Origin of the sequence: Streptomyces sp. NPDC051569 (genome assembly GCF_044454085.1) — a bacterium.
Taxonomy (GTDB): Bacteria; Actinomycetota; Actinomycetes; order Streptomycetales; family Streptomycetaceae; genus Streptomyces.
On sequence record NZ_JBITDJ010000011.1, the window covers coordinates 138,479 to 161,068 of the forward strand.

The window sequence follows — 22,590 nt, forward strand, 5'->3', positions numbered from 1 at the left end:
GGTACGCCTCTAGCAAGGGCGGCCGACCGCAGCAAGGGTGGCCGACCACGCTACCGCGCTCACACCTACCCCGATTCCGCTGATCGTTGCCGATAGCGTCCTCGCATGAACGTCCGTTGGGAAGAGCACGGGTGGGAGCGGCTGGCCCCCGGGGTGGGGCGGCGGCGGCTGCCCGGCTGGGACGCCACGGCCGGTCTGGTGGCCGGCGCCGACGCGGCCCTGCTGTACGACACGGGGTCGACGGTCCGTGAGGGCGCCGAACTCCGTGTGCAGGCGCGGTCGCTGCTCGGCGGCCGGCGAGTGACGCATATCGCACTGAGCCACCCGCATTTCGACCATGTCCTGGGGACCTCGGCGTTCGCGGGAGTGGAGGTGTACGGCGCGGTGGGCGCGGCGGAACTGCTGGCAGGGGGCGGGGCTGCGCTGTACGAGGACGCCGTACGCGAGGGGGCCGGGGCGGCGGAGGCCGCCGAGGCGGTGGATCTGCTGGTGCCGCCCCGGCACGCGGTCTCCGGGCAGCTGACGCTGGACCTGGGCGGCGGACGGCGGGTCCTGCTGGCGAACGCCGGCCCCGGGCACACCGGCCACGATCTCGCGGTGCTGGTACCCGGCTCCCCTGACGTGGTCTTCTGCGGCGACCTGGTGGAGGAGTCGGGCGAGCCGCAGGCCGGTCCGGACGCGATCCCCGGGCGCTGGCCGGCGGCCCTGGACCGGCTGCTGTCGCTCGGTGGCCCGGACGCGGTGTACGTCCCGGGGCACGGGGCGGTGGTCGACGCGGCGTTCGTCCGGGCGCAGCGCGACGCGTTGGCGTCACGTTTCGGCGTGTCGTAGTCGTACGGCGTCCATCGGCTTATCGTCTTGCGAATGCGCAGCTACAGCCCTGATCTGACGCCGCCGTGGAAACGGTCCACGCCCGCGCCCGAGGTACCGGCCGAGCCCGACCTGGTGGTCGAGGAGGTGTCGACGGGCTTCTGCGGGGCGGTGATCCGCTGCGAGAAGACCGCCGAGGGGCCGACGGTCACTCTGGAGGACCGCTTCGGCAAGCACCGGGTTTTCCCGCTGGTACCGGGCGGGTTCCTGCTGGAGGGGCGCGTGGTGACCCTGGTCCGCCCGTCGGGCCGCCCGGCCCACGCCGGTCCCGCCCGTACGGCCTCGGGGTCGATCGCCGTGCCCGGCGCGCGCGCCCGGGTGGCCAGGGCGGGCCGTATCTATGTCGAGGGACGGCACGACGCGGAACTGGTCGAGCGGGTGTGGGGCGACGATCTGCGCGTCGAGGGCGTGGTCGTGGAGTACCTGGAGGGCATCGACGACCTTCCGGCGGTCGTCGCGGAGTTCGGCCCGGCACCGGACGCCCGGCTGGGCGTGCTCGTCGACCATCTGGTGCCGGGCTCGAAGGAGTCCCGCATCGCGGCCGAGGTGACCGGCGCGGACGTGCTGGTGGTGGGCCACCCGTACATCGACGTGTGGGCGGCCGTGAAGCCGTCGTCGGTGGGCATCCCGGCGTGGCCGGCGGTGCCGAGGGGCGAGGACTGGAAGACGGGCGTGTGCCGGGCGCTGGGCTGGCCGGAGAACACGGGCGCGGCGTGGCAGCACATCCTGTCGCGGGTGCGCACCTACCGAGACCTGGAGCCGACGCTGCTGGGTGCGGTGGAACACCTGATCGACCACGTCACGGAGCCCCCCGCGTAGGAGGCACCGGACGCGCCCCTCCCCCCGCGCGCAGAGCCGGCGGGCCCGGTCCACCCAGTCCCTGACCACCCGGTCCCGGACCACCCGGTCTCACTCCACCAGGTCTCAGTCCACCAGGTCTCAGTCCACCAGGTCCCGGACCACCGCGTCCGCCAGGAGGCGGCCCCGGAGCGTCAGGACCGCGCGGCCCGCCGCGAAGGGCGCCGGGTCGAGGAGGCCGTCCGTGACGGCCTGCTTCGCGGCCGCCAGTCCGGCCGGGGCCAGCAGGGACAGGTCACAGCCGTCCGAGAGACGCAACTCCAGGAGGATGCGTTCGACCCGGCGGTCCTCCGGGGTGAGGATCTCCCGGCCCGCGCCCGGGGAGCGGCCCTCCGCCAGTGCCGCCGCGTACGCGCCGGGGTGCTTGACGTTCCACCAGCGGACGCCGCCGACGTGGCTGTGGGCGCCGGGGCCCGCGCCCCACCAGTCGGCGCCGCGCCAGTACAGCTCGTTGTGGAGGCAGCGGGCCGCCTCCGAGGTCGCCCAGTTGGACACCTCGTACCAGGAGTAGCCGGCCTCCGCGAGCGCCGAGTCCGCGATCAGATACCGGTCCGCGTGCTCGTCGTCGTCCGTCATCGGGACCTCGCCGCGCCGGATGCGGCGCGCGAGCTGGGTGCCTTCCTCCACGATCAGCGCGTACGCCGAGATGTGGTCGGGCCCCGCCCCGACCGCCGCCGCGAGCGACGCGCGCCAGTCGTCGTCGCTCTCCCCCGGTGTGCCGTAGATCAGGTCGAGGTTCACGTGCTCGAAGCCCGCCGCGCGGGCCTCCGCGACACACGCCTCGGGCCGGCCCGGGGTGTGCGTACGGTCCAGGACCTTCAGCACGTGCTGCTTCGCGCTCTGCATCCCGAAGGAGATCCGGTTGAAGCCGCCTTCGCGCAGGGCCGCGAGATAGGCCGGATCGACCGATTCCGGATTCGCCTCGGTGGTGATCTCCGCGTCGTCCGCCAGGCCGAACTCGTCGCGGACGGCCCCGAGCATCCGGACGAGATCCCCGGCGGCCAGCAGTGTCGGGGTGCCGCCCCCGACGAATACCGTACGGACCGGCCTCGGGTCGTCGCCCAGCACCTTCCTGGCCAGCCTGACCTCGTCGATCAGGGTCTCGGCGTAGTTGTCGCGGGAGGCCAGGACGCCTCCGGAGCCGCGCAGCTCGGTCGCCGTGTACGTGTTGAAGTCGCAGTAGCCGCAGCGGGTCGCGCAGTACGGAACGTGCAGGTAGAAGCCGAGCGGCCGGTCCGCCGCGCCCTCCAGGGCGTGCCGGGGCAGGGCCCCGGTCTCGGGCATGGGGTCACCGTCGGGCAGTGCGGAAGGCATGACCCCATTGTCCCGTACGCGGCGGGTTACCCGGCCCGGAGACCGCCGGGCCGGGGAACGGCTCACTCGGCCTGGAACACCAGCAGCGCCAGATCGTCCTCCGGCGGTGTCTCCGCGAAGTCGTGCACGGCCCGCCGTATGCGCTCCGCGACGCCCTGCGCCGTCAGGCCCGCGCACCCCGCCAGGGCCCGCGCGAGGCCGTCGCCGTCGTCCAGCATGAGCGGACCGGAACGGCGCTCGGTGACGCCGTCGGTGACGCAGAGCAGCGTGTCCCCGGGCTCCAGCTGGAAGGTGGTGCTCTCGTACGTGACGTTGTCGACGACCCCGAGGAGCAGCTGCGGCTCCGCCGCGGCCCGTACCGATCCGTCGGGCCGCAGGACCAGGGGCAGCGGGTGGCCGGCGCTCGCGAGGGTGCACCGCACGCCCGCGCCGGGCAGCGGCTTCAGCTCTCCGTACAGCAGAGAGAGGAAGCGGGCCTGGCTGCCCTCGGGCTGTCCCTGGGCGGGGTCGGGCATTCCGGGTCCGGCGGCTGCCGCCGCGACGACCAGGGACGCTGTCTCCGCCACCTCCATCGCGTCGTCGAGGAGCAGCCTGTTGAGCCGGTTGAGGACCGCGCCGACCCGGTAGCCCTCCCGGGCGAGCAGCCGCAGCCAGGGGCGGGCCAGCCCGGTGACGACCGCGGCCTCCGGGCCGCTGCCCTGCACATCGCCGAGCATGAAACACCAGCGGTCACCGGGCGGGCAGGGGAAGACGTCGTAGAAGTCGCCGCCCGCGACGCCCTCGTCGCTCGGCTCGTACACCAGGGAGCTGGCGACGCCCGGTATCCGGGCGACCTGGCTGGGCAGCAGCCCGCGCTGCAGGACCCGGCTGATGGTGGCCTGGCGGGTGTAGCGGCGGGCGGCGCCGATGGCGAGGGCGACGCGGCGCGCGAAGTCCTCGACGAGGGCGGTCACTTCGTCGGGGGCCCGCGTCTCCCCCGGCCGGCCGAGCAGCAGGGTGCCGAGCGCGCGCCCGTTGGCGACCAGCCGGCAGGCGAGGGCCACGCCGGGGCCCGTACCGGGCTCGTCCCCACCGTCCCCACCGTCCCCACCGTCGCCGTCTGCGGTGTCTGCGGTGTCTGCGGTGTCTGCGGTGTGCCCGCCGGGATCGCCCGGCCAGGGCGCCGGCACCGCGGCGCCCTTCGGCGGCTCGGACAGCTGGGGCGGTTCCTTCTCCAGGACCGTTCGCAGTCTCTCGATCCGGGACTCGTCGGTGTGCCAGACCCGGGCGAGCCGGGGTCCGGCGCCGCCATGGCCGTTCTCGGGGTCCAGCCAGATCGCGCACCACTCGGCGAGCCTCGGTACGAGCAGCTGGCCGGCGAGCGCGGCGACCAGGTCCTCGTCGAGCTGTCCCGCGAGCAGTTCGGACGCCTCGGCGAGGAAGGAGAGCGCGCCGCGCCCGGCCCACTCCGGGTCGTCCCGGCCGCCGCGCCGGGCGGCGGGCGCGAGGATCTCGGCGGCGCGCAGTCCTCGCCGCAGCGCGGGTTCGGCCCCCGGGACGGCTGCCGCGTCGCGCCCTTCGAGCGGCAGCCGGGCCCAGACGGTCTTGAGTCCCGAGCGGTAGGTGATGCCCCAGCGTTCGGCGAGGGCGGCGACGAGCTGGAGGCCCCGGCCGTATTCGGGGGTGCCGGGCTGGGCTTCTCGCGGGGCCTCGCTCCCGGGGTCGCTCCGGATGGCCCGCGCGGGATGGTGGTCGGAGACTTCGAGGACCAGGGCTGCCGCTTCGTCCTCCTCCTCCGCGAGGCCCTGGGAGGAGCCCTCCAGGCGGCAGAGCACCTCGACGGTGGTCCCGGCATGCACGACCGCGTTGGTGACGAGCTCGCTGAGGATCACCACCGCGTCGTCCGCGAGCAGGTCGGTGCTGTGCCGCCCCGGCGGGCACCCGTCGCCCGCACGGCAGAACGTGCAGGTGGCGAGCAGCCCAAGGCTCGTCCACTCCGCCAGCGCCGCGCGTGCGAAGCGACGGGCCGCGGACGGGGCCAGCGGGTTGCCGGGCAGGCTGGTACGTGATGTGGACCGCGCGTCCCGCCGTAACGGCACCTCGGGTGCCGACAGGTGAAGGGTCTCGCGCGGGATCGGAATGGGCCCCACTGCGGCTCCTGATCCGGTTCTGACGTTGATGCCGCTTACGATCCCGACAGAGTGACAGACGGAGCGCACCCACATACGCCAAGTCGTCGAAGTTGGACAGAGATTGACCACGTGAACGGACCTTGGTGACCGATCATGGAATCAGCCAGGCGAAATCGGCCAGGAGAACCGACGACGGCCCGCTCGGCGGCGGACGCGGCGGCGGACCGTTCGGATCCGCCGGCCACGCACCGCGCGACACAGGATCAAAGAACCGGAACGGCGTGCGAACTCGCCCTGGACAGAGCATTCTTGCCTGCCTGGCCGAAACGCGAGGCCGGACAAGGAGACAGACCGGAATGAGCGGGAAGACAGCCTCCATGGATCGCGCGAGCATCCTTCTCGTCGACGACATGGAGGACAATCTCGTCGCACTGGAATCGGTGCTGGCCTCCCTCGAAGAACCGCTCGTACGGGCGCGTTCGGGCGAGGAGGCCGTACGGGCGCTGCAGGGGCAGCCGTTCGCGGTGGTCCTGCTGGACGTCCGGATGCCCGGCATGGACGGCTTCGAGACGGCCTCCCGGATCAAGCGGCTGGACCAGGCCAAGGACACCCCGATCATCTTCCTGAACGGGCCCGATTCCGACGGCGGTTACGCCTTCCGGGGCTACGCGGCGGGTGCGGCGGATTTCCTGACCAAGCCCTTCGACCCGTGGATGCTGCGCGCCAAGGTCAGCGTCTTCCTCGATCTGCACCGCAAGAACCGCCAGTTGGAACTGGCACTGGCGCGCGAGCAGGAGCAGCTGGCTCTGATCGCGGACCGGCTGTCCTCGATCGAGGACGCGTTACGCCGCGACACCCCCAACGACCTGGCCGTCCTGGGGCATCAGCTGGCCACGATCGAGGACACCCTGGCCGGACTGCGCAGCGGCCGGGGCCGGTAGCCCTCGCCCGGCGGCCGACCACCGCCACCCGGCGGCCGAACACCCGCCGGCCCGCGCACCCCGGCCCGGCGGGACCCGCCCTCCTCGCCCGGCCTCCTCGCCCGGCTCAGGACTCCCGGGAGCCCTTGTACATGTCCTCGATCAAGTCCTTGTACGTGCGCTCGACGACCGGCCGCTTGAGCTTGAGACTCGGCGTCAGCTCGCCGTGCTCGATGTCCAGATCGCGCGGCAGCAGCCGGAACTTCTTGATGGTCTGCCAGCGCTGGAGACCCTCGTTGAGCCGCTTCACATAGCCGCCGATCAGCTGCTCGACCTGCGCGGAGGCGACCACGTCGGCGTACGGCCTGCCCGCCATGCCGTTCTCCGCCGCCCAGCCGAGGATCGTCGGCTCGTCGAGCGCGATCAGCGCCGTACAGAAGTTGCGGTCCGCGCCGTGCACCAGGACGTTGGAGACGAACGGGCAGACCGCCTTGAACTGGCCCTCCACCTCGGCCGGCGCGATGTACTTGCCGCCCGAGGTCTTGATCAGGTCCTTCTTGCGGTCGGTGATCCGCAGATAGCCGTCGGCGGACAGCTCACCGATGTCGCCGGTGTGGAACCAGCCGTCGGACTCCAGCACTTCCCGGGTCTTCTCGGGCAGTCCGTGATAGCCCGCCATGACCCCCGGGCCGCGCAGCAGGATCTCCCCGTCGTCGGCGATGCGCACCTCGGTGCCGAGGAGCGGCTTGCCGACCGTGCCGGTGCGGTACGCCTCGCCCGGGTTGACGAAGCTCGCGGCGCTCGTCTCGGTCAGGCCGTACCCCTCCAGGATGTGGATTCCGGCGCCGGAGAAGAAGTAGCCGATGTCGGGCGCGAGTGCGGCGGAGCCGGAGATCGCGGCGCGCAGCCGGCCGCCGAACGCCTCGCGCAGCTTGGCGTAGACGAGCGCGTCCGCGATCTTGTGCTGGGCGGCGAGGGCGAACGGCACGGACGGCGTGCCCGTACGGCGGAAGTTGTCCTGGGCGATCCTGGCGTGCTCACGGGCGACACCGGCCGCCCACTGGAAGATCTTGTACTTGGCCGGGCCGCCGGCCCGCGCCTTGGCCGCGACCCCGTTGTAGACCTTCTCGAAGATCCGTGGCACGGCGGCCATATAGGTCGGCCGGACCACCGGAAGATTCTCGATGATCCTGTCGACGCGGCCGTCCACGGCCATCACGTCCCCGACCTCGATCTGCCCGGAGATCAGCACCTTGCCGAAGACATGGGCGAGCGGCAGCCACAGGTACTGCACGTCGTCCTTGGTGGCCAGGCCGGTCGCGGCGAGGGCCTTGGCCATGTACGACCAGCTGTCGTGCGCCAGCCGTACGCCCTTGGGACGGCCGGTGGTCCCCGAGGTGTAGATGAGGGTGGCGAGCTGGGTGGCCGTGATGGCCGTGACCCGCTCCTTGACCGCCTCCGGGTGCGTGATCAGGTACCGCTCCCCGCGCGCCTCCAGATCGGCGAGCGAGAGCACCCAGCCCTCCGGGTCGCCCTCGGCGGGCACCGCGTCGGCGGCGTCGATGACCACGACATGGGCGAGGTGCGGCAGCTCGGCCCGGCGCTCGCGGGCCTTGGCCAGCTGCGCGGCGTCCTCCGCGATCAGCACCCGGCTCTCCGAGTCGGCCAGGATGTACACGGACTCCGCGGGATTCGTCGAGGGGTAGACCGTGGTCGTGGCGGCGCCCGCGCACATCACCCCGAGGTCGGCGAGGATCCACTCGACCCGGGTGGCGGAGGCGAGCGCGACGCGCTCCTCGGGCCGTACGCCCAGCTCGATCAGGCCCGCGGCGATGGCGTACACCCGCTCGGCGGCCTGCGCCCAGCTCAGCGAGCTCCACGTGTCGGGGCCCCGGCCCGAGGCCGGCGGGACGGGATAGCGGTACGCCTCCGCTTCGGGCGTGGCGCTCACGCGCTCAATGAAGAGGGTCGCCACGGAGGGCGGCCGGTTCTCGATCAAGTTCTGTGTGTCGCTCACGACATCCTCCGGGCCCGCGGCAGTGCGGCGTGACTGACGATTATGTGACTGACGAGTAACTAACTGACGAGTAACTACCGAACAGTGATCAGACTAGAGGCCGACCGGCCGGTGCGTAAGAGGCCGCGTGGCGCCGTTTCCCCGGGAACCCGCCCCATCAACCACGAACGGGCCCCCACGCCACAGCGTGGGGGCCCGTCGTTCACCGCGCATCCGGTGCCACACCATCCGGTGGGCGGCCGTGGGGCGCCGTGTGTCGCTTCTCGCTCGCTACTTCTTCCGCTACTTCTTCGCCTTGCCGCCGGACTCGTCACTGGAGAGCACCGCGATGAAGGCGTCCTGGGGGACCTCCACGTTGCCGACCATCTTCATCCGCTTCTTGCCCTCCTTCTGCTTCTCCAGCAGCTTCCGCTTACGGGAGATGTCACCGCCGTAACACTTGGCGAGGACGTCCTTGCGGATGGCGCGGATCGTCTCGCGGGCGATGACCCGGGAACCGATGGCGGCCTGGATGGGCACCTCGAACGCCTGGCGCGGGATCAGCTCACGCAGCTTGGCGACCAGCCGTACGCCATACGCGTAGGCCTGGTCCCGGTGCGTGATGGCGGAGAAGGCGTCCACCTTGTCACCGTGCAGCAGGATGTCGACCTTGACGAGATGGGCGCTCTGCTCACCGGTGGGCTCGTAGTCGAGCGAGGCGTAGCCCCGGGTCTTGGACTTCAGCTGGTCGAAGAAGTCGAAGACGATCTCGGCGAGCGGCAGCGTGTAGCGGATCTCGACACGGTCCTCGGAGAGGTAGTCCATGCCGAGCAGGGTGCCGCGACGGGTCTGGCACAGCTCCATGATCGAGCCGATGAACTCGCTCGGGGCCAGGATCGTGGCCCGGACGACCGGCTCGTGCACCGAGTCGATCTTCCCCTCGGGGAACTCGCTCGGGTTGGTGACCGTGTGCTCCTTGCCGTCCTCCATGACCACGCGGTAGACCACGTTGGGGGCGGTGGCGATCAGGTCGAGCCCGAACTCGCGCTCCAGCCGCTCCCGGATCACATCGAGGTGCAGCAGGCCCAGGAAGCCGACGCGGAAGCCGAAGCCGAGGGCCGCGGAGGTCTCCGGCTCGTACACCAGCGCGGCGTCGTTGAGCTGGAGCTTGTCGAGGGCGTCGCGCAGCTCGGGGTAGTCCGAGCCGTCCAGCGGATAGAGGCCGGAGAACACCATGGGCCTGGGGTCCTTGTAACCGCCCAGCGCCTCGGTCGCACCCCCGTGCAGGGTGGTGATCGTGTCACCGACCTTGGACTGGCGGACATCCTTCACGCCCGTGATCAGGTACCCGACCTCGCCGACGCCGAGGCCGTCCGCCGGGAGCATCTCCGGCGAGTTCGTACCGATCTCCAGCAGCTCGTGGGTCGCGCCGGTGGACATCATCCGGATGCGCTCACGCTTGTTGAGCTGGCCGTCGATGACACGGACGTACGTCACGACGCCACGGTAGGAGTCGTAGACGGAGTCGAAGATCATCGCGCGGGCGGGCGCGTCCTTGACGCCGACCGGCGCGGGCACGTCCTTGACCACCCGGTCGAGCAGCGCGTCCACGCCGACGCCGGTCTTCGCCGAGACCTTGAGGACGTCCTCCGGCTGGCAGCCGATGAGGTTGGCCAGCTCCTCGGAGAACTTCTCCGGCTGGGCGGCCGGGAGGTCGATCTTGTTGAGGACCGGGACGATGGTGAGGTCGTTCTCCATCGCCAGATAGAGGTTGGCGAGGGTCTGCGCCTCGATGCCCTGGGCGGCGTCCACCAGGAGGACCGTGCCCTCGCAGGCAGCCAGCGAACGGGACACCTCGTAGGTGAAGTCCACGTGGCCCGGGGTGTCGATCATGTTGAGGATGTGGGTCTTCCCCACGCCCTCACCCGTGCGGGGCGCCCAGGGCAGCCGGACCGCCTGGGACTTGATCGTGATGCCACGCTCGCGCTCGATGTCCATCCGGTCGAGGTACTGAGCGCGCATCTGCCGCGCATCGACGACTCCGGTCAGCTGGAGCATCCGGTCGGCGAGCGTCGACTTGCCGTGGTCGATGTGCGCGATGATGCAGAAGTTGCGGAGCAGCGCCGGGTCCGTACGGCTGGGCTCGGGCACGTTGGTAGGGGTCGCGGGCACGCAGGGTCCTGATTCTTGAGACGCGCGGCGTCTCGTCTCGGGTCGACTCGGATCGATACGTAGCCTCCATCGTCCCACGGGTGCGGGACTGCGCCCGGTTTGGGCCGGTCGGAGGGTCGCTGGTAGCCTGGGCAGCTGTGTCTCGTGCCGTCTCGGCGCGGGACGGCTCAGTCGAAGATTCATCGAACCTGAAAAGGCTCTTTCGTGGCGAACATCAAGTCCCAGATCAAGCGGAACAAGACGAACGAGAAGGCACGCCTGCGCAACAAGGCTGTCAAGTCCTCGCTCAAGACCTCGATCCGCAAGGCCCGTGAGGCCGCTGCCGCCGGTGACGTCGAGAAGGCCGGTGTGGCCGCTCGTGAGGCGTCCCGCCAGCTCGACAAGGCTGTCTCCAAGGGTGTCATCCACAAGAACGCCGCCGCCAACAAGAAGTCGGCGCTGGCTGTCAAGGTTGCCTCCCTCCAGGCCTGAGCTTTCTCACGTGATTTGATCGCCGGAAGGGACTCAGCGGGCCCTCTCTACCGCTCCTGACCGGCGTCCTCCGAACTCGCACGCGACTGCGTTCGCCACGCGGGTGCGAGTTCAGCAGATTCTGTTTGACGCCGGGGCCCCGGTCCCGTCCTCCCCAGGACGGGACCGGGGCCTTCGGCATGTACGGGGCAGGGCTCGCGGGATCGGGCTCGCGGGGCGCCGCTCACGGGGCGCGGCTCAGGGGGTGGCGGCTCAGGGGATGGCGGCTCAGGGGGTGGCGGCTGCCGGACGGCGGCTTGCCGGACAGCCGCTTACCGGACAGCTGCTCGCCGGGCCCGGGTTACGGGGTCAGCGGCCCGCGCGGGCCGCTCGGGCGACCGCCACGACCGCCTTCTCCAGCGCGTACTCCGGATCGTCACCGCCGCCCTTGACGCCCGCGTCGGCCTCGGCGACGGCCCGCAGCGCCGCCGCTACACCGTCCGGGGTCCAGCCGCGCATCTGCTGGCGCACCCGGTCGATCTTCCACGGCGGCATCCCCAGCTCGCGGGCGAGATCGGCGGGCCGGCCGCCGCGCGCGGAGGAGAGCTTGCCGATCGCCCGCACCCCCTGGGCCAGCGCACTGGTGATCAGGACGGGGGCCACGCCGGTCGACAGCGACCAGCGCAGCGCTTCGAGGGCGTCGGCCGCGCGGCCCTCCACGGCACGGTCGGCGACGGTGAAGCTCGACGCCTCGGCGCGACCCGTGTAGTAACGGCCGACGACCGCCTCGTCGATCGTGCCCTCGACGTCCGCGGCGAGCTGGGAGACGGCGCTCGCCAGCTCGCGCAGGTCGCTGCCGATCGAGTCGACCAGGGCCTGGCACGCCTCGGGCGTGGCCGACCGGCCCAGCGCGCGGAACTCCGAGCGTACGAAGGTGAGCCGCTCGGCGGGCTTGGTGGTCTTGGGGCAGGCCACCTCACGGGCCCCCGCCTTGCGAGCGGCGTCCAGCAGCCCCTTGCCCTTGGCTCCTCCGGCGTGCAGCAGGACGAGCGTGATCTCCTCGGCGGGCGCGTCGAGGTAGGCCTTGACGTCCTTGATCGTGTCGGCGGAGAGGTCCTGTGCGTTCCGCACGATGACGACCTTGCGCTCCGCGAAGAGCGACGGACTGGTCAGCTCGTCGAGGGTGCCGGGCTGGAGCTGGTCGGACGCCAGATCGCGTACGTCCGTGTCGGCGTCGGCCGCGCGGGCCGCCGCCACCACCTGCTGCACGGCGCGGTCGAGCAGCAGGTCCTCCTGCCCCACGGCGAGGGTGAGAGGAGCGAGCGGATCGTCGGGGGAAGTCTTCCTGGTGGCCATCGCGGTCCAGCATCGCACGGGCCACCGACAGCCGGCCGACCGCCGGTGGCGCGGCGGGAGATGCGTCCCCCGGGGCGTCCGCACCCGCTCAGGGAGCTTCCCACCAACCGTCCCAGTCGGCCACGAACGCGTCCAGCTCGGCGCCGTTCAGCCGTGCCTCGGGGTCTTCCAGGACCACCAGCCACTGGGCGTCCTCGGCGTCGTCCTCGCCGGCCAGGGCGTCCCGTACCAGCTGCGGCTCCTCGGCCAGGCCGAACCGGTCGCCGAGCGCCTGCGCCACCTCCTCGGCGGCGTCGCGGTCGGGCAGCACCAGCACATGTCTCACATCGCTCACGGACGTATTCTCCCAGCCGCCACCACTCAGCCCCGAGCCCTCAGCCCTCAGCCCTTGGGGACGATCTGGATGTCCATCTCGATCGTGATACTGGAGCCGACCATCGCGATGCCACGCGCCAGCATGGACTGCCAGTTGATGGTGTAGTCCTCGCGGTGCAGCTCGGTGGTCGCGCGGACGGCGGCGCGCGTCTCACCCGCCACTCCGTTGCCGAGGCCGAGGTACTGGGCGTCGAGGGTGACCGTGCGGGTCACCCCGTGCAGGGTCAGCGCCCCGGTGATGCCCCAGTCGTTGCCGCGGCGGTGGACGAAACGGTCGCTGTAGAACTCCAGCGTCGGATACTTCTCCACGTCCAGGAAGTCGGCGCTGCGCAGGTGGTCGTCGCGCATCCGCACATCGGTGTCGATCGACGCGGCGCCGATGACGACGTGCATCGCGAACTCCTCGATCGTCTCGCCGGCCCGTATCGCCCCGGCGAAGTTACCGAACCGGCCGTGGACCCGGGCGAGTCCGATGTGGCGGGCGACGAAGCCGATCCGGGAGTGGGTCGGTTCGATCTCCCACTCGCCGGGCGGGGGCAGCGGGATCGGCGGAGCCGGCTGGAGCGTGATGTCGCCGGCACCCGCCCCTTCGCCACCGCCGGTGACCGAGGCCGCGCCCTGGTAGGGCAGGAAACCGTCCGACGAGACGGTCAGCCGGTGCTCCCCGAGGGGGACCATCGCCATGATCGTGCCGAAGGGATCGGTCTCGCCGCTGACGAGTTTCTGGCCGTTGCCGTCCTTCACCGTGAACTCGGCCCGCCCGACCGGCTCCCCCATCGGGTTGATGACACGGCGGACGAGCATGCCCGCTCCGGGAGGCACGGCCGGCCCGGCGAGCGGACGGCCGTTCTGCTGAGCGGCCGTCTGTCGGCCGAAAAGGCGGCTGATCATGGTGTACGTACCCCCGTGCGCTGAGGCTCTGCGGCGCCGCACACGGCAGAACGTCCCCGGCGGGCGGCGGCCCGTGACGAATACGCATTCGATCACCCTTGCGTCGTTCGAGGCAAACATACGGACAGGTCGCGGACGCACCCACCTTTCTCACGGGGGACGACCCGGACGCGCACCGGATCCCGTCGCGGTCGCCCGCAGCCCACCTCCCGCTCCGGTCACCGCGATCGCGCCGTCCGTATCGGTGCGCAGCACCAGGGCCCCGCCGGCCCGGAGCGCGGAGACGGTGCGCGGAGAGGGGTGACCGTACGGGTTGCCCCGGCCGACGGAGATCAGGGCCAGCCGGGGGCGCACGCGCCGGAGCAGCACGAGGTCCTGGAAGGGCGAGCCGTGGTGGGCGACCTTGAGCACGTCCACCGCCGGGAGCGCCGGGTGGTCGCGTAACAGGGCCCGTTGGGCGGGGGGTTCGAGATCCCCGAGGAGCAGCAGCGTGGGGCCGTGGGCGACGCGGACGAACAGGACCACGCTCGTGTCGTTCGGCCCCTCGCCCACCGGTCCCGGAGCGGCCCGTGGCCACAGCACCCGCCAGGTGAGCGGGCCGACCCGGCGCCGCTCCCCCGGACCGGCGCGAATGACCGGCACCCGGGCCGCCGCCGCGGTTCTCCGGACGAACGCGCGCTGCTCCGGCGGCTCTTCGGACGCCGTCGTCTGGATCGCCCCGACAGACCTGCCCCGCAGCACGCCGGGCAGCCCGGTGACATGGTCGGCGTGGAAGTGGGTGAGCAGCAGCAGGGGAACGCGGGTGACACCGAGATCGCGCAGACAGCGGTCGGCGCGTCCGGGGTCGGGACCGGCGTCCACGACCACCGCCGCTCCGTCACCCGCCGCCAGTACGGTCGCGTCGCCCTGGCCCACGTCACACATCGCGACGGTCCATCCCGGCGGCGGCCAGCCGGTGACGATCCGCAGCAGCGAGGGAGGCCGCAGGACCGCCAGCAGCAGAAGCAGCGCGCACGCGGCGGCCGTCCAGGGATGGCGCGGGATCCGTCGTACGGCGAACAGGACGAGGACCGTCGATACGGCGAGCAGCAGCCCGCCCCACCAGCCGCCCGGCCAGGCGGTCTCCGCACCGGGCAGGGACGCCCCGCCACGGGCGACGGACGCGATCCAGCCGGCCGGCCATCCCGCGCACCGGGCCAGCACCTCGGCCGCCGGCATCGCCAGCGGCGCCATGGCGAGCGAGGCGAAGCCGAGCACCGTGGCCGGGGCCACCGCCAGCTCGGCGACGAGATTGCACGGGATCGCCACCAGGCTGACCCTGGCCGCGAACACGGCCACCACGGGAGCGCACACAGCCTGCGCCGCCCCGGCCGCCGCCAGCGCCTCCGCGAGCCGCGGCGGCACCCCGCGCCGCCGCAGCGCGGCGCCCCACCCCGGGCCGATGGTGAGCAGCGCGCCCGTGGCCAGGACGGAGAGCAGGAAACCGTAACTGCGGGCAAGCCAGGGGTCGTAGAGCACCAGCAGCAGTACGGCGGCGGCCAGCGCCGGGATCAGGGATCTGCGGCGGCCCGTGCCGAGGGCGAGCAGGGTGACCAGCCCGCAGGCGGCGGCCCGCAGCACGCTCGGCTCCGGCCGGCAGACGACCACGAAGGCGATCGTGAGCACGCCGCCGAGTGCGGCGGTCATCCGCAGCGAGATCCCCAGCCGGGCCGCCAGCCCGCGTCGTTCGGCTCTCAGCGCCAGCCCCGGCGGCCCGATCAGCAGGACGAGGACGATGGTCAGGTTGCTTCCCGAGACGGCCAGGAGGTGGGTGAGGTCGGTGGCCGTGAACGCGTCGTGCAGTGCGGGCGGGACCCGCGAGGTGTCGCCGACCACCAGCCCGGGCAGCAGGGCGCGGGCATCGGGGGCGAGCCCTCCGGTCGCCTCGCGCAGCCCCGCGCGCAGGGCCCCGGCCGTCCGCTGCAGCCGGGTCGGCGCCCCCGTCTGTCGCGGGGGTCCGGTCCCGTCCACCCGCAGCGCCGCCGCGTAGCGGTCGTTCTCGTGCAGCGGGGGTGTGAGTCGTGCGGTCAGCCGCAGGCGGGTGGAGGGCAGCAGCCGCTGCCATCGCGCGGCGTGCTCGCCGGGGGTGGCGAGCACCAGGACGGGTGTCCGGCCGGTGATGACCGCGCCGCCGGACGACGTCACCCGCGTGAGGTCAGCGTCGAACATGAGTCCGCCACCGGACATCCGGTCGCCGAGGACCCTGGGCCGGGTGGGCCGGGGATCGGAGGTGACCGTCAGCTCCGCACCGACCCGGGCGTACCGTTCCGCGAGTCCCGGCACGGGCCCCCGGCGCACATCGGCCCCGTGCAGCCCGGCGGACGCCGCCCCGGCGGCCGCGCAGAGCAGCACGCCCGCCAGGGCCACCCGGTGGAGCCGCCGCCCCCGCACGGCGACTCCGGCCGCCCCCGCCGCCAGCAGGCAGCCCAGCACACCGATCACGGTCCAGCGTCCTGGTGCTCCCAGCGCCAGCGCCGCCGCGGCCCAGGCCGCCAGGGCCGGCGGGACCAGACGGAGGTCGGCCGGGCCCTCCTGGCGCGGGTCGGCGGCTCCCAGGCGATGGGTGGCGGCGGCGTGGACTTCGGGGCGCTTCATGGGCGTACGAGGGGCTGGAGGTCCGCGAACCTGCGTTCACCGATGCCGTTGACCTCACGCAGTTCCTCGACGGAGCGGAACCCGCCGTGCTCGGTGCGGTAGCCGACGATGTGCTGGGCGAGCACGGGGCCGACGCCGGGGAGGGTGTCGAACTGGTCCACCGTGCCGGAGTTGAGACTCACCGGACCGGCGCCCCGCCCGCCCCCGGTCGCACCGGGACCGGCCCCCGCTCCGGCCCCACCGGCACCTGCCCCTGGTGGAGGCGGGCCGCCCACCACCACCTGCTCACCGTCCATCAGCACGCGCGCCCGGTTGAGTCCGGTGATGTCCGCCCCCGGCTCGACGCCCCCGGCGGCACGCAGTGCGTCCGTGACCCGCGACCCTGACGGCAAGCGCAGGACGCCCGGCCGCCGCACCTTGCCGCTCACATCGACGACGACCGCATCAGCGGCGGCGCGTTCTCCCCCGCCCTCCGGTGACCGCCCCGGCAAGGGATCCGGGCCGACGGCATCGGGATCCAGGGCAGCGGGGCCCCTGGCATCGGGGACGGCTGCCTCCGCGCTGACCATCCGCGGCGCGCGGACGGACTGCGGGCGCGCGGCCCAGAAGTGCTGAGCGGCCAGGAGCCCGGCCGCCACGAGGACCACGGACAGCGCGGCCAGCGTCCTGGCTTCCAGACCGCATCTGAGCTGCACCCACATCGGCAACCGCTCGCGCACCGCCAGCCGTACCCGCTCAGCCCGCCCCGCCACCGCGTCGCCGGTCGCGACTCCCACCGGCGCGGGCACCGCCACCGCCACCGGCGGCGCACCGCCGAAGAGGGCGTCCGCGCGGTCGCGCGGGGCCGTGGGCGTCGGCAGGGCCGTACCGGCCTCGCCCCCGGCGCGCGTCGACTCCGGACGTGCCCCTCCGCCGCGTGGCCACGATCGGTCCCGGACACGGCTATGACGAGCACGGGCGCGAGTACGGCCGTCGGGCCCCGCGGCTCGGCCGTCGGAGCCCAGGGACCGGCCGGGGCCCGCAGTCCGGCCGTCGGCCCCCGCAGTCCGGCCGACCGAGGCCCGGCCGTCTGAACGGGGGACCCGGCCGCCCGAGCGGGAGGCCCGGCCGTCTGAGCCCGGAGCCCGGCCCGGGCCGCTGGTCGCTGAGCGTGTTCGAAGTGCCATGCGTCCGACGTTAGGGAGCTCGGCCCGGCCCCGCCGAGCAGGCCGAATTCCCGGGGATAACCCATCAGTTGTGGACAACCGCGCCACCCGTACGAGGGGTTTCGGCAGCGTCCTCCACCGCCCGGCGGACCGTCAGCGCGGTGAGATCACAGCCCCGAGCAGCCCCGGCCCGGTGTGCGCCCCGATCACCGCGCCCACCTCGCTGACGTGCAGGTCGACCAGGCCGGGAATCCGCTCGCGCAGCCGTTCGGCGAGCGCCGTGGCCCGTTCCGGCGCCGCCAGATGGTGCACCGCGATGTCCACCCGGCTCGTGCCCGCCCGGTCCGCGACGATCTCCTCCAGCCGCGCGATCGCCTTCGACGCCGTACGGACCTTCTCCAGCATCTCGATACGCCCGCCGTCCAGCTGGAGCAGCGGCTTCACCGCGAGCGCCGATCCCAACAGCGCCTGGGTCGCGCCGATACGGCCGCCCCTGCGCAGATAGTCCAGCGTGTCGACGTAGAAGTACGCGGACGTGCCGGCCGCCCGCTTCTCGGCGGCGGCCACCGCCTCGTCCAGCGTGCCGTCCCCCTCGGCGGCCTCGGCGGCCGCCAGCGCGCAGAACCCGAGCGCCATCGCCACCATTCCGGTGTCCACCACCCGTACGGGTACCGGCGCGTCCTTCGCCGCCAGCAGCGCGGCGTCGTACGTCCCGGAGAACTCGGCCGACAGATGCAGGGAGATGATCCCGGTCGCGCCGGCTTCGGCGGCCCTGCGGTACGCGGCGGCGAAGACATCGGGGCTCGGCCGCGAGGTGGTGACGGAGCGTCGTTTCTGCAGGGCCACGGCGAGCGAGCGGGCCGAGATCTCGGTGCCCTCCTCCAGCGCGCGGTCGCCGAGCACGACGGTCAGCGGCACCGCGGTGATGCCGTGCCGCTCCATCGTCTGTGGCGGCAGGTAGGCCGTGGAATCGGTGACGATCGCGACATGGCGGGACATGACCGGGAGGTTACCCGTCACCGGCCCGGACCGGCAGCCCGGCCCCGCCCCAATGATCGGTTCCGTCCGGCCCATGTCGTATCAGTTCGTCGTCCCGGTCCTTGCCTGCCTGGCCGGCTTCTGCCAGGGGTAGGTGGTCCGCCGCCGGGAATCCGACGGCCCGATCGCCTGTGTCCCGGCAGCCGGCGGCGGCTCGGGTGTCCCGGCGGCCGGCGGCTCGGGCCAGGTCTGACCGGGGACCGTACGGTCGGCGCCCGCCGCTTCCGGCCACACCGTGTCCTGCCCGGCGGCCGACCAGTGCCGCAGCGCACCCGATTCGAGATCGATCTGCTCGCTCAGCGACGACAGGTCGTCCTCGGCGAACTTGCGCGCCCGGTCCCGGGCCGCCCACCGCAGTGAGTCCGCCGAACGCGTGATCCGGTCCGTGCGCTCGCTCAGTTCCTGGAGGCGCGCGGCGACCCTGGCCCGGTCGGGGTCCCGTTCCAGCCCTCTCAGCTCGTCGTCCAGCTCACGGCCGTGCGCGCTCAGCCGCTGGAAGAGGCCGAGCGACTCCGACAGCGAGGCGTCGTCGGCCACGCCCGCCTCCAGGGCGTCCTGCGTGGCCCGCATCGAGGTGCGCAGCTTCAGCCGCAGCTGCGCCAGGCGGCCCGGCACACCCAGCTGCCCGAGGCTCCGCGCCCGCAGCGTGGTGTCCTCGACGGTGCGGCGTGCCTGCGAGATGGTGCGGTCGACGCTCTGTCTGGCCGCGCGGACCGCCTTGACGCCGACGTACACCCCGAGGCCCACGAGAGCGACGAAGAGCAGCGCCAGGATCACGATCGCGGTACCCATGGGCGCCCCTTCGTAGTCGTTGTCGTCCCGTGTCCTTCTGCGGTGTGCTTTCGCGTGCTTCTTCCACCGTAATTCGCGTGCTTCTCCCACCGTAAACGGAACGGGCAGGTTGAGGGTTCCATCAGAACCCTCAACCTGCCCGTAGGGGAAACCCCCGGGTCCGGCTACGCGGTCACGATGTTCACCAGCTTCGGCGCGCGCACGATCACCTTGCGGACGCCCGCGCCGTCCAGCGCCGCGACGACCGCCGCGTCACCCATCGCCAGCGCCTCCAGCTCCTCGTCCGAGATGGACGGGGGCACCTCCAGCCGTGCCTTGACCTTGCCCTTGATCTGCACCACGCAGGTCACGGTCTCGTCCACGAGGTACGCAGGGTCCGCGACCGGGAAGTCCTGGTGCACGACCGAGTCGGTGTGGCCCAGCTTGCGCCACAGCTCCTCGGCGATGTGCGGGGCCAGCGGCGCGATCAGCAGCACCAGCGGCTCGGCGACCGACCGGGCGACCGGGCCGCCCGTCTTGGTCAGCTGGTTGTTCAGCTCGGTGACCTTGGCGATGGCCGTGTTGAAGCGCAGCGCCGCCATGTCCTGGCCGACCCCGTCGACCGCCTTGTGCAGCGCACGCAGCGCCTGCTCGTCGGGGTCGGTGTCCACGACGGTGACCTCGCCGGTCGTCTCGTCGACGATGTTGCGCCACAGCCGCTGCAGCAGCCGGTACTGGCCCACCACCGCGCGGGTGTCCCACGGACGCGAGACGTCCAGCGGGCCCATGGCCATCTCGTACAGCCGCAGCGTGTCCGCGCCGTACTCGGCGGAGATCTCGTCGGGCGTGACGGCGTTCTTCAGGGACTTGCCCATCTTGCCCAGGACCCGGCTGACCTTCTCGCCCTGGTACCAGTAGCCGCCGTCGCGCTCCTCGACCTCTGCGGCCGGCACGGCGATCCCCCGGCTGTCGCGGTAGACGAACGCCTGGATCATGCCCTGGTTGTACAGCTTGTGGAACGGCTCGACCGAGGAGATGTGTCCCAGGTCGAACAGCACCTTGGACCAGAAACGGGCGTACAGCAGGTGCAGCACGGCGTGCTCGGCACCGCCCACGTACAGGTCGACGCCGCCGTGCGGCTGACCCTCGCGCGGGCCCATCCAGTACTGCTCGACGGCCGGGTCGACCAGCTTCTCGCTGTTGTGCGGGTCGAGGTAGCGCAGCTCGTACCAGCACGAACCGGCCCAGTTCGGCATGGTGTTGGTCTCGCGGCGGTAGCGCTTGACGCCCTCGCCCAGCCCCAGGTCCAGTTCGACGTCGACCCAGTCCGCGTTCCGCGACAGCGGCGTCTCCGGCTTGGTGTCCGCGTCGTCCGGGGCGAAGGTTCGCGGCGAGTAGTCGTCGACCTCCGGCAGCTCCAGCGGCAGCATCGACTCGGGCAGCGCGTGCGCGGTCCCGTCCTCGTCGTAGACGATCGGGAACGGCTCGCCCCAGTAGCGCTGACGGCTGAACAGCCAGTCGCGCAGCCGGAAGTTGACCGTGCCCTCGCCGATACCCCGCCCGGCCAGCCACTCGGTGATCTTCGCCTTGGCGTCGACGACGCCGAGACCGTCCAGCGAGATGTCCGCACCTGTGGAGTTGACGATGCGCGCGTCGTACGAGGCGAACGCGTCGTCCCACTCCGCCGGGTCGGTGGAGCGGCCGTCCGTCGGCTCGACGACGCAGCGCATCGGCAGCTCGAAGGCGCGCGCGAACGCGAAGTCACGGCTGTCGTGTGCCGGGACGGCCATGATCGCGCCGGTGCCGTACCCCATCAGGACGTAGTCCGCGATGAAGACGGGCACCTGCTCGCCGCTGGCCGGGTTGGTGGCGTACGCGCCGGTGAAGACACCGGTCTTGTCCTTGGCCTCGGCCTGCCGCTCGACGTCGGACTTCGACGCGGCCTGCTTGCGGTACGCGTCGACGGCGGCGGCCGGGGTCGCGTGGCCGCCCGTCCAGACCTCGTGCGTGCCTTCCGGCCAGGCGGCCGGGACGATCTCCTCGACCAGCTCGTGCTCCGGTGCCAGCACCATGTACGTCGCGCCGAACAGCGTGTCCTGACGGGTGGTGAAGACCGTGACGGTCTTGCCGTCACCCACCGGGAAGCCGACCCGCGCGCCCTCGCTCCGGCCGATCCAGTTGCGCTGCTGCAGCTTGATCGCCTCGGGCCAGTCCAGCCCGTCCAGGTCGCTCAGCAGCCGGTCGGCGTAGGCGGTGATGCGCATGTTCCACTGGCGCAGCTTCGCCTTGAACACCGGGAAGTTGCCGCGCTCGGAGCGGCCGTCCGAGGTGACTTCCTCGTTGGCCAGAACGGTGCCCAGACCCGGGGCCCAGTTGACGGGCGCGTCGGAGGCGTACGCCAGCCGGTACTCCCCCAGGACGTCGGCGCGCTCCACGGCGCTCAGCTCACTCCAGGGGCGCCCGTCGGCCGTCGCGCGCTCCCCGCTCTCGAACTGCGCGACCAGCGTGTCGATCGGGCGGGCCTTGTCGGCGTCCTTGTCGTACCAGGAGTTGAAGATCTGTACGAAGATCCACTGGGTCCACTTGTAGTACTCCGCGTCGATCGTCGCGAAGGAGCGGCGCTTGTCGTGGCCCAGACCCAGCCGGCGCAGCTGGGCCTTCATGTTCTCCATGTTGGCCTCGGTGGAGGCCCGGGGGTGCGTGCCGGTCTGCACCGCGTACTGCTCGGCGGGCAGGCCGAAGGCGTCGAAGCCCAGCGTGTGCAGGACGTTGTGCCCGGTCATGCGCTGGTGGCGGGCGAAGACGTCGGTGGCGATGTAGCCCAGCGGGTGCCCGACGTGCAGCCCGGCGCCCGACGGGTACGGGAACATGTCCATGATGAACTTCTTGGGCTTCGCGGCCAGCACCGCGTCGCCGGCCAGACCACCGGTGGGGTTCGGCGCCTCGTACGTGCCCTCGGCGTCCCAGACGTCCTGCCAGCGTGCCTCGATGTCGGCGGCCATGGCAGCCGTGTAGCGGTGCGGCGCTGCCTGCTCGGCGGCAGCGGAATTCGTCTCGCTCATGATTCTCTGAAGCTCCATCGATCGGCTCTGCCAGCGGATTCGGCTGTGCCATTCAGCGAATGGCGGCGCCAGTCGGTGATGGCCCTGCCAGTCGGTGAACGAAAAAGGCCCCTCGCACAGGAGGGGACCGCCGCGCCGATTCCGACCGGATCTACCATCCGTCGGGACTGATCAGCGCGGCCCGCTAAGCAGAAGGCGTACGGCACGCATGGCGTCAGGGTACCGCAGGGCCCCGACGGCCCGCACCGGGCATAGCGGGCCGGACCACCCCAGGAGCCGGTCGGTCCACCGGGTCCACCGGCCGCCGGGACCACCGAGGGCCGCCGGGACCACGGGGTCACCGACACAACCGAGGTCACGGGATCGCGTCGCCTTCGGCCACATACGAGAAGCGGGCCACCCGATCCGGGTGGCCCGCTTCTCGTCATTCGCAAGCTGCTGTGGAGCTAAGGAGAATTGAACTCCTGACCTCCTGCATGCCATGCAGGCGCTCTACCAACTGAGCTATAGCCCCTTGCGTTGTGCCGTTTTCCCGGGGTTTCCCTCGGCGGCATCGCCAACATTAACGGTCACCCCCGCTGACCACCAAATCCATTCCGTTCCGCACCCCGCCGGGCCGGCCCGGGC

General features: G+C 72.2%; 16 protein-coding genes and 1 tRNA gene. 4 read left to right on the forward strand and 13 right to left on the reverse strand.

Translation table 11 applies throughout. The features are described from left to right. The first annotated feature begins 105 nt into the window (after positions 1 to 105). Positions 106 to 831 carry an MBL fold metallo-hydrolase gene (locus tag ACIBAE_RS18110; RefSeq protein WP_399286036.1) on the forward strand — a complete coding sequence of 242 codons (726 nt, stop codon included), beginning with the start codon at positions 106 to 108 and terminating at the stop codon, positions 829 to 831. A 33-nt stretch (positions 832 to 864) separates the two neighbouring features. Next, positions 865 to 1,689 carry a DUF3097 domain-containing protein gene (locus ACIBAE_RS18115; protein WP_399286038.1) on the forward strand — a complete coding sequence of 275 codons (825 nt, stop codon included), beginning with the start codon at positions 865 to 867 and terminating at the stop codon, positions 1,687 to 1,689. A gap of 120 nt (positions 1,690 to 1,809) precedes the next feature. Here ACIBAE_RS18115 and hemW read toward each other — a convergent pair whose 3' ends face one another. Both hemW and ACIBAE_RS18125 read right to left on the reverse strand, forming a co-directional pair. Next, positions 1,810 to 3,042 (reverse strand): radical SAM family heme chaperone HemW, encoded by a 1,233-nt coding sequence (gene hemW, locus ACIBAE_RS18120; RefSeq protein ID WP_399286040.1) that lies wholly within the window; start codon positions 3,040 to 3,042, stop codon positions 1,810 to 1,812. A gap of 62 nt (positions 3,043 to 3,104) precedes the next feature. Beyond that, positions 3,105 to 5,171: a SpoIIE family protein phosphatase gene (locus tag ACIBAE_RS18125; RefSeq protein ID WP_399286042.1), complete on the reverse strand. Its 2,067-nt coding sequence runs from the start codon at positions 5,169 to 5,171 to the stop codon at positions 3,105 to 3,107. 338 nt (positions 5,172 to 5,509) lie between these two features. Between ACIBAE_RS18125 and ACIBAE_RS18130 the strand changes: the two genes are divergently transcribed. Beyond that, the gene (locus ACIBAE_RS18130; protein WP_399286044.1) at positions 5,510 to 6,094 is read left to right on the forward strand and encodes a two-component system response regulator; all 585 of its coding nucleotides are present in this window, start codon (positions 5,510 to 5,512) and stop codon (positions 6,092 to 6,094) included. Between the two features lie 106 nt (positions 6,095 to 6,200). On the opposite strand, the gene ACIBAE_RS18135 is transcribed toward ACIBAE_RS18130, so the two are convergent. Both ACIBAE_RS18135 and lepA read right to left on the reverse strand, forming a co-directional pair. Continuing rightward, entirely contained in the window at positions 6,201 to 8,090 is a 1,890-nt protein-coding gene (locus ACIBAE_RS18135; protein ID WP_399286046.1) for an AMP-dependent synthetase/ligase, read from the reverse strand. Positions 8,091 to 8,372: 282 nt separating this feature from the next. Then, a complete protein-coding gene (gene lepA, locus ACIBAE_RS18140; RefSeq protein ID WP_399286048.1) occupies positions 8,373 to 10,241 on the reverse strand; it encodes a translation elongation factor 4 in 1,869 nt (622 codons plus the stop codon). 204 nt (positions 10,242 to 10,445) lie between these two features. Between lepA and rpsT the strand changes: the two genes are divergently transcribed. After that, positions 10,446 to 10,712 (forward strand): 30S ribosomal protein S20, encoded by a 267-nt coding sequence (rpsT, locus tag ACIBAE_RS18145; protein WP_399286050.1) that lies wholly within the window; start codon positions 10,446 to 10,448, stop codon positions 10,710 to 10,712. A 348-nt stretch (positions 10,713 to 11,060) separates the two neighbouring features. Here the strand turns inward: rpsT and holA are convergent, their stop codons facing one another. The 9 genes from holA to ACIBAE_RS18190 all read right to left on the reverse strand — a co-directional run bounded on the left by holA (position 11,061) and on the right by ACIBAE_RS18190 (position 22,477). Beyond that, positions 11,061 to 12,047, reverse strand: coding sequence for a DNA polymerase III subunit delta (holA, locus tag ACIBAE_RS18150; RefSeq protein ID WP_399286052.1), 987 nt, complete (start codon positions 12,045 to 12,047; stop codon positions 11,061 to 11,063). Positions 12,048 to 12,135: 88 nt separating this feature from the next. Further along, positions 12,136 to 12,381, reverse strand: coding sequence for a hypothetical protein (locus tag ACIBAE_RS18155; RefSeq protein WP_399286054.1), 246 nt, complete (start codon positions 12,379 to 12,381; stop codon positions 12,136 to 12,138). Positions 12,382 to 12,428: 47 nt separating this feature from the next. After that, the gene (locus ACIBAE_RS18160) at positions 12,429 to 13,313 is read right to left on the reverse strand and encodes a YceI family protein (RefSeq protein ID WP_399286056.1); all 885 of its coding nucleotides are present in this window, start codon (positions 13,311 to 13,313) and stop codon (positions 12,429 to 12,431) included. A 150-nt stretch (positions 13,314 to 13,463) separates the two neighbouring features. Further along, positions 13,464 to 15,947 carry a ComEC/Rec2 family competence protein gene (locus ACIBAE_RS18165; protein WP_399286058.1) on the reverse strand — a complete coding sequence of 828 codons (2,484 nt, stop codon included), beginning with the start codon at positions 15,945 to 15,947 and terminating at the stop codon, positions 13,464 to 13,466. Beyond that, a complete protein-coding gene (locus ACIBAE_RS18170) occupies positions 15,944 to 16,723 on the reverse strand; it encodes a helix-hairpin-helix domain-containing protein (RefSeq protein ID WP_399286060.1) in 780 nt (259 codons plus the stop codon). The genes ACIBAE_RS18165 and ACIBAE_RS18170 overlap by 4 nt, the downstream gene beginning before the upstream one ends. A 522-nt stretch (positions 16,724 to 17,245) precedes the next feature. Next, positions 17,246 to 18,091: a DegV family protein gene (locus tag ACIBAE_RS18175; RefSeq protein WP_399286062.1), complete on the reverse strand. Its 846-nt coding sequence runs from the start codon at positions 18,089 to 18,091 to the stop codon at positions 17,246 to 17,248. An 81-nt stretch (positions 18,092 to 18,172) separates the two neighbouring features. Next, positions 18,173 to 18,922 (reverse strand): hypothetical protein, encoded by a 750-nt coding sequence (locus ACIBAE_RS18180; RefSeq protein WP_399286064.1) that lies wholly within the window; start codon positions 18,920 to 18,922, stop codon positions 18,173 to 18,175. 164 nt (positions 18,923 to 19,086) lie between these two features. Continuing rightward, on the reverse strand, positions 19,087 to 21,963 hold the full coding sequence (gene leuS / locus ACIBAE_RS18185) for a leucine--tRNA ligase (RefSeq protein ID WP_399286066.1): 2,877 nt from the start codon (positions 21,961 to 21,963) through the stop codon (positions 19,087 to 19,089). Positions 21,964 to 22,404: 441 nt separating this feature from the next. Then, a tRNA-Ala gene (locus tag ACIBAE_RS18190) sits at positions 22,405 to 22,477 on the reverse strand. Positions 22,478 to 22,590: the final 113 nt, after the last annotated feature.

Coding starts and splice junctions, on each gene's coding strand:
- ACIBAE_RS18115 (WP_399286038.1), top strand. CDS start 865: ATGCGCAGCTACAGCCCTGATCTGACGCCGCCGTGGAAACGGTCCACG.
- ACIBAE_RS18130 (WP_399286044.1), top strand. CDS start 5,510: ATGAGCGGGAAGACAGCCTCCATGGATCGCGCGAGCATCCTTCTCGTC.
- ACIBAE_RS18165 (WP_399286058.1), bottom strand. CDS start 15,947: ATGAAGCGCCCCGAAGTCCACGCCGCCGCCACCCATCGCCTGGGAGCC.
- ACIBAE_RS18180 (WP_399286064.1), bottom strand. CDS start 18,922: ATGGGTACCGCGATCGTGATCCTGGCGCTGCTCTTCGTCGCTCTCGTG.
- leuS (WP_399286066.1), bottom strand. CDS start 21,963: ATGAGCGAGACGAATTCCGCTGCCGCCGAGCAGGCAGCGCCGCACCGC.
- ACIBAE_RS18110 (WP_399286036.1), top strand. CDS start 106: ATGAACGTCCGTTGGGAAGAGCACGGGTGGGAGCGGCTGGCCCCCGGG.
- ACIBAE_RS18160 (WP_399286056.1), bottom strand. CDS start 13,313: ATGATCAGCCGCCTTTTCGGCCGACAGACGGCCGCTCAGCAGAACGGC.
- ACIBAE_RS18175 (WP_399286062.1), bottom strand. CDS start 18,091: ATGTCCCGCCATGTCGCGATCGTCACCGATTCCACGGCCTACCTGCCG.
- hemW (WP_399286040.1), bottom strand. CDS start 3,042: ATGCCTTCCGCACTGCCCGACGGTGACCCCATGCCCGAGACCGGGGCC.
- holA (WP_399286052.1), bottom strand. CDS start 12,047: ATGGCCACCAGGAAGACTTCCCCCGACGATCCGCTCGCTCCTCTCACC.